Here is a 15490-nt window from a genome sequence, read left to right on the forward strand (position 1 = left end):
TCCGTTTAATGTCAACTATTTTTAAGCAAACCATTGCGCCCAAGGAAGGCGACTTAATATTAAAACCAATCCTATTCCGTAGAAAATTGCAATAGTTTTAAACTTACGTTTTGCTTCCATAATTTTCTTATGCTTAGACCATCCTATAGTAATAAACACTAAGGCTATAATATTAATAAACGGATGTTCCACGGCCAATAAACGTGCTGCAGAAGTTAAGCCACCCATTCCAAATTCGCTAATGGCATAAAAACCTTTAGGCGACACAAAGTATAGGATGATACCGATCAATAGTTGTATGTGTGCTAGAATAAGTGCAAAAAGACTAATTCTAAAATCTTTTTCTAAAGTAAACATCTTGTTACCCGTAAAACCAATTATGGCATTAATTACGGCTATCACCAACACTATCAGAACGATATAAGCAAAAAAGGAGTGCAGGTTATAAATAATTTCGTACATATTTTTAATTTTAATTAGTTCCCCTAAAAATACTAAAATTTAAGCACAAAAAAACCCTGCTGAATAGCAGGGTTTTAAAAATATTACCATTTATTTTGAGCAGAGGCACCTCCCCAGATAAGGGTGGCCAAATATGGATTATCTATAAAAGGGTTTCTATTGCCTTGTGCAGCATAAATAACATTATTACGCTGCTCTTCAAATTCAGATACTGGATCTGCAATATTCCAAGATAGAAAAAGCTCTAATTCACCAACACGACTAAAAGATTCTCCATAACGAATGTTTAAATACATTACCATTCTAGCTACATCTCCCCTCCAATCATCACCAGGGTACCAAGAATTATTATTAACTAATGCATAACCACCAGAGCTATCAGTATATGGGTAATTTAATCTTTCAGAATTAACAGCATCGTCTGCCGCTCTTAAATGATGTAAATCTGTAACAGCATCTGTAGAAGTTAGTAGTGACTGCGGATATATATGTTCCGTATTAAAGGTTTGTGGAGAATATGAATTAATTCCCGAGGTGTATTCTTCCCAATATCTACTTTCACCTGAATACATAAGAGTTACATTATCTTGATTAACTAAATCAGCATCAGCATTATATAAATATAAATGACGTTGAGAATACGATAATATTGTAGTGTGCATTGATTTTGTATGAGTTTCAATTTCATCATACATTACATCTGCATTATCTGTAAATAATACTCCATCATAATATTCTTGCAAGTCTTCACTAATATTAAAACTTAACGATTTTATTACTGTAACTGTAACCGTTGCTGTAACACATGTGGCACTTGGAGAATCATCATCACAAAGTGTATAAGTAAATGTATCATCACCTTCAAAATCTGTTAATGTAGAGTAACTTACAGTTCCATCTGCATTTAAAGTAACTGTTCCTTGGGCAGTTGAATCATCAATTGAACTAATTTCAGCTTCGTCAAAAATACCATCATTAGACAAAACATCTAATATATTACCTGATGTGTTTTCTGATATAAAAAAAGTATCATCATCAGCAACAGGTTCACCATCATCAACAACAGTTATAGTAACTACAGCTGTTGAACAAGTTGGCGTATCATCATTATCACAAATGGTATATGTAAAAACTTCGTTACCTACAAAACCATTTAGTGCTGTATAACTAATAGAATTATCATCATTTAGTATAATAGTTCCAGTGATTCCATCAGTATTTATACTTTCTAAAACTGCTCCATCTACTATTATATCATTTTCTAATAAAGATGTAATTTCTAACGTAGAATTCTCAACGGTTTCAAATTCATCATCAACAGCTACTGCTTCTCCTTCATCATTAACAGTAATAGTAACCGTAGCAGTTGAACAATTCGGTGTTGACAGAACATCACAAATTGTGTAAGTAAAACTATCTGTGCCAACAAAATTAGTTGGAGGTGTATAAACAAAAGAACTACTTAGTCTTTCAACTATTGTACCTCCATTCTCAGATTCAGCATCATAGCTTGTAATTGTTGCTTGATTATTTAACTCATCATTCTCTAATATTAATAAAGTAATTGTAGTATTTTCTATACTTATTGCACTATCATTAAAAGCTACAGGTGGGTCAACTACAGTTTCAACAGAGCTACAACCATATAGTAGTAATGATATAAAGATTGCATATATATACTTCATAATAATTTAAATTTATTTAAGTTAAAAAAACCGCTTCTTTCGAAGCGGTTTTAAATTATATATTAAAATAACTAGTACTTAGATTTAATTATTATCAACCCAAACACCGCCTGTTTTAATTAAACTAAATGTCTCAGCAGTAGTTGAACCATTGTAAATAACAAATACCACATCGTATTTTTGACCTTCTTCTGCACTTGGATCAATACTATCCAGCAACACGTTAAAAGCTTCAACTAACATCTCATCAGTCCATTCAGCTGCATTACCAACTCTCCTATCGAAGTTACTATAGTTTGCAACACTACCTGTAGCATCAGGATATACATCTGAAAATGCATCAGCAATTAATGTATAATCAGCTGACAACAATGTATAAACAATAGTATTATCAGGTAACCATTCACCATCTTCAAAACCATATTGAAAAGTTGTAGCCTCAACATCTTCTGGTATAGACCAATTTGTACCATCAAAATTGGCTATACTATACTTTTCATTTGTTGAACCATCATAATATTCATATTGAACACTAACAGTATCACCTGACTGAGCATATGGTAATAATGATTTTAAGAAAATTTCTAACTTGTAAATAGAGCTACTATCAAAATTTCCATAACTTAAATCTAAAAGTTCATAATCACTTTCTGTTACTAAATAAGGGAACTCCCATTCTCCATTATTTTTTGCAACGATAGCTTCAATTTCTGCTGTTGATTCTTCAGATACAATATCAGAATATATATAAACACCTGAGCTATACTCTAAAGTAATAGTTTCAGTAACAGCTGAACCATTATATATATCATAAGTAACAACATAAATATCACCTTCAGTTGATGCAGGTAATACAAGATTAACAGCTTCAAGAATCATATCATCACTCCAGTAAGCATCATTATCAGTTCTTCTTTCAAAATTACTATATGATCCGACACTCGCAGCTGGCTCAGGATATGTAGAAGCCAATTCTGTACCAACTGTGTCATAATCATCACCAGTAAATGTATATTCTGTTCCTAGAGCATCCGCAACATCAACCGTAACATCTTCTAATTCTAAAAATGAATAACCATTGTACTGAACAACTAAAGACTCTGTTCCACTAGATCCATTATATATTGCAAACGAAACTGAAAGAACTTCACCAGAAGTATAATCATCTCCAAAAAGAATACTAAGGCCCTCAACAATCATACTATTAGACCAATATGAGTCATTATCTTCTCTTCTTTCAAAATTTGAAAAGCTACTTGCACTGTCTGCAGCATCAGGATATTTTGAACTTAAGGCATTCCCTATAGTCACGAAATCATCGCTAGTTAGAGTATAAAAATCTACTGCAGCATTATAAGTTAAAGCAACAAAAGTTCCTTCACTCGCTGTTTCATAACTAGTAGATAAATAATCATCTATACCATAAACATTACTTAAAGTCTCTGAAGTCGATAGTGTTTCTACTTCTGAAGGACTAAATAAATCATAAGTAACATTTATTAAAGAACCCTCACCTAATACTGGATGAGTAGAAGCTAAGATTATTGGTATAACTTCTTGTGCTAACTCTTCAGATGCAAAGTATTCTACAGAATCAATTTCTGTTGCAACTAATTCATAATCATCTTCAGTAAGTGTATAATCAAGTGATCCTGATATAAAATCTACACCTTCTATTCCACCATTTGCATCTATGTCATCATAGATTTCATCCATAGGATCACACGAAGTAAACAACGTAGCTCCTAAAATTAATAAGTAATATATTGCCTTTTTCATTTTGATTTTTTTTTAAAAGTTAAGTTTTAATCCTAAACTAAATGTTCTTCCGAAACCATAGTATACTAAAGCTGTATTAGCTACAGAACCGTCACCATCATTACCTTCAGAAACGTACTCCGTATTTAAAACATTATTCATTCTACCAGTCAACCTTGCATCAAAACCACCAAATTCGAAGTTATGAGAGATTGCTGTATCAAATAAACCATAAGCTGGCAATTCCCATGCCTCAGGCGCAACTTCTCCTCTATCACTAGGGTCAAAAGACGCATATAAATCTGCGTAGTAATTATAATCTACCGTGAATGTTGTTTTGTCTGTTAATTTATAGTTTGTACCTACAGCTAATGTTGTTTGAGCAGCATCACCTACATGTAAACCTTCAATATATAAATCAACTGTATCTACTAATGTTTGATCTTCATCAAAAATTTGAACACCTGTTACATTATTATCCCATTTCCAATCTCCTATTGAAGACATCGCTGTAATGGTAAGTTTATCAGTAACTCTATAGTTGAAATCAATTTCAAGTCCTTGGTGAACTGCATTTACCCCAAGTACGTTAGCACTATTAAAAGTACCATCAGGCTCTGTGTAAGAAACACTTTCAGATCTATCCTTCCAAGATGTTCTATACAAGTTTACGTTTGCACTTAATTTTTCTGATCTATAGCCGTAACCCAATTCAAAACTGATTACTTTTTCATTAGCTGCATCACTAAAAATATCTTCATTATTAAAATTCGGGAAAACCGCATCAAAATCTGGAGCTTTTTCAAAATAACCTGCATTAATAAATACATTGTGGTTACCATCAATCCTGTAGTTACCACCACCTTTAACACTGTAACCAAAAAAGTTGTACCAATCTGTCTCTCGTAAATTATCAGACTCTAAATATTGAAAATAATCAACTCTTTTATAACCTGTATTAGAACCTGATAAAGATAAGTACGTATTAATATCTTCAGTAACATCATACTCTAATTGAGTAAATAAACCATACCAACCTACTAAACCATCGTTATTATAGCTTAATTTGTCTCCTACCTGCAATCCCGCATCTGGATTATTTACATTAGAATCATCATATAAATATTGACCACCTAACAAATCTGTTACTTCTCTGTAATGCTTTCCTTTATAGCTTCTTAAATCTACACCACCCAAAAACACTAAATCATCAGTTAAATCTACTTTTAAAGTAGATAAAACACCGTACCAATTATGATTATTAAATGAAGCTCTTAAAGCTGAAGTAGAACCATTTGCTCCATTCGCAATATTTTCATCTACTATACGGTCAATATCAACAGGACCAAAGTTACCTATCTTATATTCTGAACTACTAAATTTACTAGTATCATCGCCAGCAGTACCACCACCACCACCTGATCCGAAGGATACATAAGCAACTGTTGATAAGTTAGTTTTCTCATTAATATCCCAATAATGGTTTAATGACATTTGAGGTTTATTATAAAAGTTATCTTCTATATGTTTAACCTGACCATTATCATATCCCCAATCAGAATTATATCTTATTCCTGATTCAGAAGCTTGATATGTTTGAATTAACTGTCTATTTTGTCTTTGACCATGTCTTTGAGTAGATCCAAATCCTGTAAAAGATATTTTATGAGCATCGTTAATCTGCTTAGATATATTTAAGAAGTAAGAGATACCTTTAAATTCAGTACCATCTACATAACCATCACCTTGAGTAGAAGAGCCCGATACTGTAACTGCTAAACCTTTATCAGACAATCCTGTAGAATACGTAAAACCATATTTTTCATAACCATCATTTGCCAAAGAAGCGTAAATACTACCACCTTCTTCAACATCTGTAGTTTTTGTTACGATATTAATTGTACCACCAATAGAAGGCACGGCAATTTTTGAAGCACCTAAACCTCTTTGTACTTGCATTGCGCTAGTAACGTCACCTAAACCAGCCCAGTTAGACCAATAGACAGCACCGTTCTCCATATCGTTTACAGGAATACCGTTGATCATTACAGCAACGTTTTCAGAACTAAATCCTCTAATATTTACCCTACCATCACCATAACCACCACCTGATTTTGTAGCATATATACCCGGTGTTGATTTTAAAATTTCAGGAAATTCTTGAGTTCCTAATTTCAATTCAATATCACCTGCTTTAATAGTAGAAACGGCAACAGGAGTTTTACGATCTACAGCTAAAGAATATGTTGTTACAATTACTTCATCTAAAGCACTTGCATCAGCATCTAAAGAAATACTTCCTAAGCTAGTAGAACCACTAGTAATTGAAAATGACACCTCTTTACTTTTATATCCAATATAAGAAACAACTAAAGACCCACTTGAAGCTGAAGCATTTATTGAAAAGTTACCATCAAAATCCGTTACTGTACCATTTTTTGTTCCTTTTACCAGAACATTAGCCCCTGGAAGTGGCTCGTTTGAATCACTACCGACAATAATACCGGTAATTGTCCCCTGTGAAAAAGCAACTGCCGAAAACAATAATGCGACAATTGTGAAATAAAATTTTCTCATTTTTCTAAGTGTTATTTTAGTTTTAGTTTTGCTGCAAAAGTGAAACTTTAATTGCACTTGTATATTAACAAAACGTTAAATTAGCTTTGCTAAAATTAACATAAAAACACGTGTCTAACACCTGTAGAACAAGAACTTATCAACTTTTATTAAGAAAAAGAGAAAAAGGCCAATTATTTCTTAAAATTCTGCAAAAGATTTAATGTAGAGGAATCATGCTTAGCAATTTCGGAATTCTCTATATCCTTAAGAATAGTGGTTGCTAGTTGTTTTCCTAATTCTACCCCCCACTGATCGTAACTAAATATATTCCAAACAACGCCTTGAACAAATATTTTGTGCTCATACATGGCAATTAAAGCTCCTAAACTTTCTGGAGTTAACTTGTCTATCAATAAACTATTTGTAGGATTGTTACCTTGAAAAACTTTGAAAGGAATCAATTCTTTTAAAGTTTTTTCATCCATTCCTTTTTCTACCAGCTCTTTCTCTACCTCAGCAGCATCCTTCCCATTCATTAATGCCTCCGTTTGAGCAAAGAAATTTGCCATAAGCTTATTATGATGATCAACATCACCATGAAGAGATTCTCTATACCCAATAAAATCTGTAGGGATTAATTTTGTTCCTTGATGTATTAATTGAAAAAACGCATGTTGAGAGTTTGTTCCTGGTTCTCCCCAGATAATTGTACCTGTTTGATACGTAACAGGATTCCCTCCTCTATCAACACTTTTTCCATTACTTTCCATAATACCTTGTTGTAAATATGCCGAAAAACGACTCAGGTATTGTGTATACGGAATTATGGCTTCTGTTTCTGCTTCATAAAAATTATTATACCAAACACTTATTAATGCTAAAACTACCGGAATGTTTTGATCAAAATCTTCATTCTTAAAATGCTCATCCATTTCATTTGCTCCTTTTAATAAAGCATCAAAATTTTCAAAGCCTACTGCTAATGCAATAGATAAACCTACCGCACTCCACAATGAAAAACGACCACCAACCCAATCCCACATCGGGAACACGTTCTCAGAAGCAATACCAAACTCCGCTATTTTTTCTGTATTGGTAGAAACTGCAGCAAAATGCTTAGCAACATCTGCTTGTGTAGCGTGTTTTAAAAACCATTTTTTAATGGTTGTTGCATTACTCAATGTTTCTTGTGTTGTGAAAGTCTTAGAAACTACCACAAACAATGTTGTTTCTGGATCTAAATGGCGTAAAGTTTCATATACGTGATCACCATCTACATTACTCACAAAATGCATTTTTAAATGATTGCCGTAAAACTGTAACGCTTTAACAACCATTTCCGGACCTAAATCTGATCCTCCAATACCTATATTTACAACATCTGTAAACTTCTTTCCCGTGAACCCCTTTTTAGCACCCGAAATAACAGATTCGGTAAACCCTTTTATCTTTTCTTTAACCTCGTAAATTTCTGGCATTACATTTTCACCATCCACCAATACAGTATCAGATTTCTTAGCTCTTAATGCCGTATGAAGCACTGCTCTACCTTCCGTTTGATTAATAATATCACCCCCAAAATACTTTCCTATAGCATCTTTTAATTTTACTTCTTCCGCTAAGCTAAGCAACAAGTCTAAAGTTTCTTTAGAAAGTCTATTTTTTGAAAAATCTACTAAAAAATCGTTCCAGGTAATACTAAACGCATCAGCACGGTCAGAATCCGATTTAAAATATTCTTTTATTTCTTGATTCTTATTTGCATTGAAATGATCTGTTAATTGCTTCCATGCTTTTGTACTGGTAGGATTAATATTTTGTAGTGCCATTTTTATTTACGTGTTAACTGTTGTTCTTGTTCTTGTTCTTTAACTTCTACTTCTGTTTTTACTTCAGTATAGGGTACGCTATCTAATTTTGCCTTAATAGGATTCATAAAATCAAAATACCCTACTCTTAAGGAATCTGCTAATGGTTCTGCCGCAGGTAACTTTTCTCTTAAAGGATCTACTTGCTGACCATTCTTCCAAAAACGATAACACACATGCGGACCTCCCGAATTTCCCGTCATCCCAATCCAACCAATAACATCACCTTGATGCACATATTGGCCTTTTTTAACGTTCTGATTTTTCATGTGCAAGTACTGCGTACTATACGTTCCATTGTGCTGAATCTTAACAAACTTACCATTACCACCTCTACGCGTAGATTCTACAACAGTACCGTTTGCAGTCGCTAAAATAGGTGTTCCTATAGGTGCTGCATAATCTGTACCTTTATGAGGCCTAACTTTATACCCATAATAAGCTATTCTTCTATTGAGATTATAACGAGAAGATATTCTACTAAATTCTACCGGAGCTTTTAAAAAGGTACGACGCAGATTTTTAGCCTCTTCATTGTAATAATCGGTAACATTGTTAAGGGAATCTGTCTGATATGCAAAAGCATAAAAAGATTCGCCATTATGCTCAAAAAAGGCCGCTTCTATAGGTTCTGCACCTGCATAAATGCTATCATTAATATATTTCTCCTTATAAAGCACTTTAAACCTATCCCCTTTCTGTAGTCGAAAGAAATCTATTGACCATGCATAGATTTCGGATAAGTTATTTGTAACGCCATAATCTATTCCTTGCTCGTTTATAGCTGTAGATAAATTTGAATTTATTACTCCTGAAGCTACTCGTTCAACATATTTTACATTTTTCTTACCCCGATAAGCAATAACCGAATCGCGCAGATCTACAACAGTATAATTAATACGATCATCTTCATAGATGAAAAATTGAGCTATTTCTGAAGTATCTTTAGATTTTAATATCGCATACGGTTTACCAATCTTTATTCTTCGAACATCAAAAGTATCTTTAAACTCTGTTGATATTTTAAAAATTTTCTGATAATCTACCTTGTTCTTAATCATTAGGTCGCCAAAACTATCGCCATTACGAACGGTATCTTTTAAAACAACAAAATCATCTAGATTAAAACCATAGGCTTCCACAATTGGTTTTTCTATAACTTCTACTTTCTCAACAGTATCTTTCTCTTTCTTTTCATCTCCGCAGGAGCTTAAAAAAAGGCAAGTCAAAATAATCAAACAAATTTTTTGCATTCTCAATGTGTACTTTTTTCAGGGTTAAAGATATGGTCTACCCATTGTTTTCCCCAATCATTTAACTCCTCTTTAGAATATAACGCCGGAAAAAATATAACTTTCTGAAAACTAGGAGGTAAATATTCTTTCCAGTTTGTACCACCTGTTGCGTCAATTGGCTTTTTATCTTTAGCAAGATAGCGGTATGCAGAACCCATATGCATTAAAGGCCAATTAACATTCGCATTAATATCTAATTCTTTTAATGCCTTAATAAGTAATGGGTTTTGCTTCTCTTTTTCTGGTAACTGAAGGTATTTTGAATAAATACTATTGTTTTCTACTTGCTTTGCAATACGAATTAACCGAGGTGTATACCTATATTCAAATTGCTTTAAGGTTAATGTTTTCTCACCCGTATCCTTATCTGTAGCTCCTTTTTTCCAATAAATATGCTCATACAATTCTTCTATTCCATGCTCTGAAGAAAAACTCTCTCGCTCCGTATGGTGGACTAAGTTTTCCATAGAAGTAGCATAAATTTCTATCATCCTATATTGTGCTGACTGAAACCCACTGGCTGGCAACAAAGCCATTCTATATTGCAAGAACTGCTCTCGCTCCATTCCATTTATCATAATACTGAAAGATGAAATCAAAACCCTATAGTAGCCGTTAATTCTATTTGCTTTTTCAATAAAAAAAGGGACACTTTGAGTTTTATCATCTACCAATTGTTTTTGCTCATGAAGTATAAGCTTAAAATACAATTCTGTAATTTGATGATACATGATGAAAATTTCTTCATCAGGAAAGTGTGTTCTAGGTATCTGAAGACTTAAAAGCGTATCTAAGTGGATATAATCCCAATAAGTTAGGTAGCGCTGATAAAGAAGACCATCTAAATAAGAACTTAAATCTTGACCTGAATTTTTATATTTTTCTTCAAGCTTCGATATTTGCATATCGATATCTTCTTTACTTTTCAAAATGGAATAAATTTAGATTAACTGAATACGTTGAAAAAACAATGTTTTCACAAAAATAGAATAAAGAATTAAAATAGAATTCTTTATTCAAGTCAACTTTTAATCAGCCTCCATAATACTACCTTATTTAACAAAATAGTACTTAAAATTTTAATCCATAATAATTTTAAACTGATTATTCAACCCATTATAGCCATCTAAATCTGCCTTTATAGATCCTACTGCAATATCTGCCTTAATCCGAATTGGTATTTTGTTCTGATCATTAGACACCCAAAGAGACAAACTCTCTTCTTCTTTAAAAACTCTACCTGATTGCACATAAGGTCTAAACCTTAAACAAGCCACCTTTCCATATTTCGTTTTTAAGGTATCTATACCAACATACTTTAATTTAAATTGATACACTCCATCATCATCATACAGCATATCTAATTTAATAAACTCCCCTTCCGTCAAATCATTAAAATCATAATTCTTTCTAATGTAGTAAAAAGCTGAAATTAAATCTTGAACTTTATTGGTGATGGTAAAGTTTTGCTTCTTATCGTGTTTTTTATCATTAAGCTCCGCTTTTTTCTTATTGTAATCAAAATTGATTTCAATATCTTTAGTATATCCTCCCTCATCTATCTTACGAACAAACTTATAAGGCTTACCATCTTCTTTATCAAAATAACTTTCATAAACATCATCTACCTTATAGAATACCCTTGCAGCGCCGGTTGTTTTTCCTTCTCCACGGACCTTGTACACGTTTTTACCATTTACATTATCATTAGTAAGGTGCAGCGTTGCACTACTTGCATTAAAAATACCATAATGAATACGAAATTTGAGCCATTCTCCTGACTTGAAAGGTGCATTTTCCTCCTGCGCAGTTATTGCAGTAGTAGCTATAGCGAATATGAGTAGTACTAAATTTTTCATACTTTATGTGTTGCCCTAAAGAATATAGTTTCCATAAGAGATTAATTTAAAGCAAACACTGTAAAAATAGTAAAAAACAAATATCACAGAACCAACTTTACATTTAGATAAACAAAATTTATTCCAAACTATTGCATTCCGAAAAAAAGAATAAAAAAAAGCCCAGTGTTTCCACTGGGCTTTCCCTAAATAACCAACCAAACTTTAAATTATGAAAAACCAATACTTAAAGTCAATAAGGGAACCACCCCTTATTTGATGACAAAGTTAAACCAAACCTTTTATTTTAAAATTAGTTTTAACGTACTTTAACTATAGTCTTAACAGTAATTTATAGAAGTTAGATAAAAATTAATAATTCATTAAGAAAATTGAGCATATCTAGAGTGTTCCTCTAGCTTCTTGCTCCCTTTCTATAGCCTCAAATAAGGCTTTAAAGTTTCCTACTCCAAACGATTGCGCTCCTTTTCTTTGAATAATTTCAAAAAACAGTGTGGGTCTATCTACAATTGTCTTGGTAAATAATTGTAAAAGATAACCTTCCTCATCTCTATCAATTAAAATTCCATGTTTTTTAAGCACCTCAATATCTTCGTCAATAGCTCCTACGCGCTCCAATAAATCATCATAGTATTCTTCAGGCACATATAAAAATTCTACGCCACGGTCTCTCATTGCAGATACCGTAGCTACAATATCATCTGTAGCTAATGCCAAGTGTTGCACTCCTGGCCCATTATAAAAATCTAGATACTCTTCTATTTGAGATTTCTTTTTCCCTTTTGCGGGCTCATTTACAGGAAACTTTACGCGACCATTGCCATTACTCATCACCTTACTCATCAATGCCGTATATTCTGTAGCAATATCATTGTCTACAAAAGAAACAATTTGAGCAAAGCCCATTACTTCTCCGTAAAATTTACACCAGGTATTCATTTCATTCCAACCGACATTACCCACAATATGGTCTATAAATTTAATCCCTGTTGGTTCTGGGTTATAATGAGATTCCCATTTTCTAAATCCAGGCAAGAAAACACCCTTGTAGTTTTTGCGTTCTACAAACAAATGGACTGTTTCGCCATACGTGTAAACTCCAGAACGTATTACATGCCCATTTTCATCTTCTTCTTTAGTAGGCACTAAATAAGGTTTTGCTCCACGCTTTGTTGTTTCTTCAAAAGCTTTAGTCGCATCGTCTACCCACAAAGCAACAATTTTTACACCATCGCCATGTTCATTAATATGCCTATTAATCTCACCATCTTTTTGTAATGGCGTTGTTAATACCAAACGAATCTTATCTTGCTTTAAAACATAAGACACGCGATCTTTAATTCCTGTTTCTAAACCCGCATATGCTTCTGATTGAAAACCAAAAGCTGTTTTATAAAAATGCGCTGATTGCTTTGCATTACCTACGTAAAGTTCTACGTAATCCGTGCCTAATAACGGAAGAAAATCTTCTGCCTCTTTAAAAAGTTTTTTTAGAGAATATTCCGTGTTCTTTAAGTCTTTTAAATTTTTTATTTCTGCTGCCATGATATTTTTCTTGAAATGATTAATAAAAAGTAAGGTGTACACAAGTTTCCTCCTTAAGAATAAGAAAGAATTAAAATGGCATTACCACATGGCACGAAGGTGCGCCGTAATATCAACTCTGTATTGTAGCATTTTACAAATATCGCAATTAAACTATAACTTTTATATTAAATTAACAACAAACCAATGGGTGCCGAATTAAAACCAATAGCCCACACTAAAAAATAAATTTGATTGCGATTTCTCCGGGGACCAAGAATAAATAACCTGAAGCGGGCCAACAAAAGATTCCCATCCACAACCAACACCATACCCTGAAAAAGTTGGTTCTTTAAACCATTGTCCTGTTCTAAAAAGATCATCATCTACATTGGCATAATTTGCAGCAAAGATTAAATGATTTTTTGGCGTAAATTCATAATCCAATCTCATCATACCTTTTACAAAACTGTTTCCAGGAAGACTTAAAAAATCATAGCCATAAAAAGGAATAAAATTATTTACTCTAGCCGCTCCAAAACCCCCTAATACAAAATCAAATGAAGTCACCGATGATGTTCCCAATTTAAACCCGCCCTCTGTTTCAATATTCAGAGATAGGTTTTTAAAAATAGGAAATGCGGCTCCCATTTTAGATTTTGCTACAGAAAATTCTTTAAAATTATTGGTAAAATCTGATGACGCTAGATAGAAATGAAAATCTCCATCAAAATACAAGCCTTTACTCGGAAAATACTTACTATTATAAGTATCTAAGGTTAACTTCCCATATCCACTAAAAAAGTTGCTTTTTTCAAAATACAGCCGATCATCACTTGAGACTTCATCTGAATCAGATAGCTGACTTATGGTTTCTGTGCTATATTTTAAAAACTTATGCTCTACACCCAATGCAAACGCAAACTCTTCTTTAACCACTGTTTGCAAGTAAAGCTGATTAGTTACATCAGACACATCCATATTTATAGTCTTAATATTAGGATCTGCAGGTGCATCAAAATTAGATTCAAAATTTTGATAATCGATAGTTTGACCAAACCCAACAAATCTAGAATTAAAACCAAAACTCCAGTAGGTACCTTTATCTATATAATAATCTAAATTATACCTAACATTATCTCCCAATATAAAATCGAACGAAACAACATCATCATCAAAAAATAAATTCTTTTTTGTCAAGTTCAAAATTGCTGCAGTATTGAATAAATCATCATAATGCACCCCCATTTTAATAAAGGTTTTAATTTTACTCTCTCTTAAATCTAAGACTAAATCTGTTTTTTTACCGTTAGGTTCCAGGCGGTATCGAATTGTTTTAAAATTTCCTGTTGCAGATAAATTACCGATACCTTGTTGCAGTTTATCAAAAGCGACGTTATTATCTAATGGAAATCTCAATTTACCTTTTACAAATCCTCTAGAATAATTATCACTCCCATTAATAATCAGGTTATTTAATTGTAAAGTATCTTTACAAACTATAGGAATTCTTTTTACAACTTTTCTATTTTGTTTGATTGCTAATTCTTTTAACGCAATGTAATTTTCTCTTGCAGCAAGTTCTCCGCTATTTACAATTTCCGATAAGAAAGCAAAATCTATTACTGAGTATTTATCTATATTTGGTTTTATATAGATATCTGTTTTCTCAACTTTCTTTACCATATCCTTGACGGTTCTGTAGTTGTTTATTTGCAGTAATACTTCTGTTGCAGATCCTAAATTTTCTCTACTTGAAAGCCCGTGCTGCACATCTACACCAATAATTACATCGGCACCCATCTTTAACACCCCATCTACGGGATAATTATTAATAACACCACCATCAATTAGCACTCTGCCATCAATTTCAGTAGGCTCAAATAGGGATGGAAAAGTTCCACTTGCCATTATTGTTTCCGGAAGGTACCCTTTATTAAGTATGATTTCATTTCCTGTCTCCACATCTGTGGCAATACAAAAAAATGGAATAGGTAATTTGCTAAAATCATCTACATTATCTACATGGTATAGCAATCTTACCAACTCATTATAGATACTCTGACCACTAGAAATTGCAGAAGGAAACGATATTTTAAAATTATTAAATGGCAAGGTTAAAGCATACCGCTCAGAATCATCCTTCTCATAAAAAGTTTTAGAACTTCGGGGTAAGTTATCCTGAATTAATTTAGTGAAATCTGTGTTCCTGAAAATTGAATCTAACTCATTTGCTGAGTACCCTGAAGCATAAAGCGCACCGACAATTGCCCCCATACTTGTACCTCCTATATAATCTATCTGCACCCCAGCTTCCTCGATGACTTTTAATGCCCCAATATGCGCAAACCCTTTTGCACCACCACCACTAAGCACAAGTCCTACTTTTACATCTTCCATTTTTTGGTTGTCTTGTGCTACAACTGCAAAAATAGAAAACAGAAAAACCGACAAAAATAAAATTCTATTCATAGTGTTGC

The 15490-nt window shown here is 33.0% G+C and carries 10 protein-coding genes; all 10 read right to left on the reverse strand.

The window, feature by feature from the left end; genetic code table 11:
• Positions 1–21: 21 nt before the first annotated feature.
• Complete coding sequence (locus GQR94_RS06510; protein ID WP_158974722.1) at positions 22–462, reverse strand: hypothetical protein; 441 nt, start codon at positions 460–462, stop codon at positions 22–24.
• A gap of 83 nt (positions 463–545) precedes the next feature.
• Positions 546–2147: an Ig-like domain-containing protein gene (locus GQR94_RS06515; RefSeq protein WP_158974723.1), complete on the reverse strand. Its 1602-nt coding sequence runs from the start codon at positions 2145–2147 to the stop codon at positions 546–548.
• 84 nt (positions 2148–2231) lie between these two features.
• Positions 2232–3926, reverse strand: a complete 1695-nt coding sequence (locus GQR94_RS06520; RefSeq protein ID WP_158974724.1) for a hypothetical protein — start codon at positions 3924–3926, stop codon at positions 2232–2234.
• A 12-nt stretch (positions 3927–3938) separates the two neighbouring features.
• Positions 3939–6482: a TonB-dependent receptor gene (locus GQR94_RS06525; RefSeq protein ID WP_158974725.1), complete on the reverse strand. Its 2544-nt coding sequence runs from the start codon at positions 6480–6482 to the stop codon at positions 3939–3941.
• 173 nt (positions 6483–6655) lie between these two features.
• Complete coding sequence (gene pgi, locus GQR94_RS06530) at positions 6656–8293, reverse strand: glucose-6-phosphate isomerase (RefSeq protein ID WP_158974726.1); 1638 nt, start codon at positions 8291–8293, stop codon at positions 6656–6658.
• A gap of 2 nt (positions 8294–8295) precedes the next feature.
• Positions 8296–9585, reverse strand: a complete 1290-nt coding sequence (locus GQR94_RS06535; RefSeq protein WP_158974727.1) for a peptidoglycan DD-metalloendopeptidase family protein — start codon at positions 9583–9585, stop codon at positions 8296–8298.
• Between the two features lie 2 nt (positions 9586–9587).
• Complete coding sequence (locus GQR94_RS06540; RefSeq protein ID WP_233268647.1) at positions 9588–10556, reverse strand: tryptophan 2,3-dioxygenase family protein; 969 nt, start codon at positions 10554–10556, stop codon at positions 9588–9590.
• 150 nt (positions 10557–10706) lie between these two features.
• Entirely contained in the window at positions 10707–11486 is a 780-nt protein-coding gene (locus GQR94_RS06545; RefSeq protein WP_158974728.1) for a DUF3108 domain-containing protein, read from the reverse strand.
• A gap of 381 nt (positions 11487–11867) precedes the next feature.
• Positions 11868–13031 (reverse strand): 4-hydroxyphenylpyruvate dioxygenase, encoded by a 1164-nt coding sequence (gene hppD / locus GQR94_RS06550; protein ID WP_158974729.1) that lies wholly within the window; start codon positions 13029–13031, stop codon positions 11868–11870.
• Positions 13032–13229: 198 nt separating this feature from the next.
• Entirely contained in the window at positions 13230–15482 is a 2253-nt protein-coding gene (locus tag GQR94_RS06555) for a patatin-like phospholipase family protein (RefSeq protein WP_158974730.1), read from the reverse strand.
• Positions 15483–15490: the final 8 nt, after the last annotated feature.

This window comes from Cellulophaga sp. L1A9 (assembly GCF_009797025.1).
Lineage (GTDB): Bacteria > Bacteroidota > Bacteroidia > Flavobacteriales > Flavobacteriaceae > Cellulophaga.

Bases quoted from the DNA above. Each gene is read 5' to 3' on its own strand.
- GQR94_RS06510 (WP_158974722.1), bottom strand. From the start codon at position 462: ATGTACGAAATTATTTATAACCTGCACTCCTTTTTTGCTTATATCGTT.
- GQR94_RS06515 (WP_158974723.1), bottom strand. From the start codon at position 2,147: ATGAAGTATATATATGCAATCTTTATATCATTACTACTATATGGTTGT.
- GQR94_RS06520 (WP_158974724.1), bottom strand. From the start codon at position 3,926: ATGAAAAAGGCAATATATTACTTATTAATTTTAGGAGCTACGTTGTTT.
- GQR94_RS06525 (WP_158974725.1), bottom strand. From the start codon at position 6,482: ATGAGAAAATTTTATTTCACAATTGTCGCATTATTGTTTTCGGCAGTT.
- pgi (WP_158974726.1), bottom strand. From the start codon at position 8,293: ATGGCACTACAAAATATTAATCCTACCAGTACAAAAGCATGGAAGCAA.
- GQR94_RS06535 (WP_158974727.1), bottom strand. From the start codon at position 9,585: ATGCAAAAAATTTGTTTGATTATTTTGACTTGCCTTTTTTTAAGCTCC.
- GQR94_RS06545 (WP_158974728.1), bottom strand. From the start codon at position 11,486: ATGAAAAATTTAGTACTACTCATATTCGCTATAGCTACTACTGCAATA.
- hppD (WP_158974729.1), bottom strand. From the start codon at position 13,031: ATGGCAGCAGAAATAAAAAATTTAAAAGACTTAAAGAACACGGAATAT.
- GQR94_RS06555 (WP_158974730.1), bottom strand. From the start codon at position 15,482: ATGAATAGAATTTTATTTTTGTCGGTTTTTCTGTTTTCTATTTTTGCA.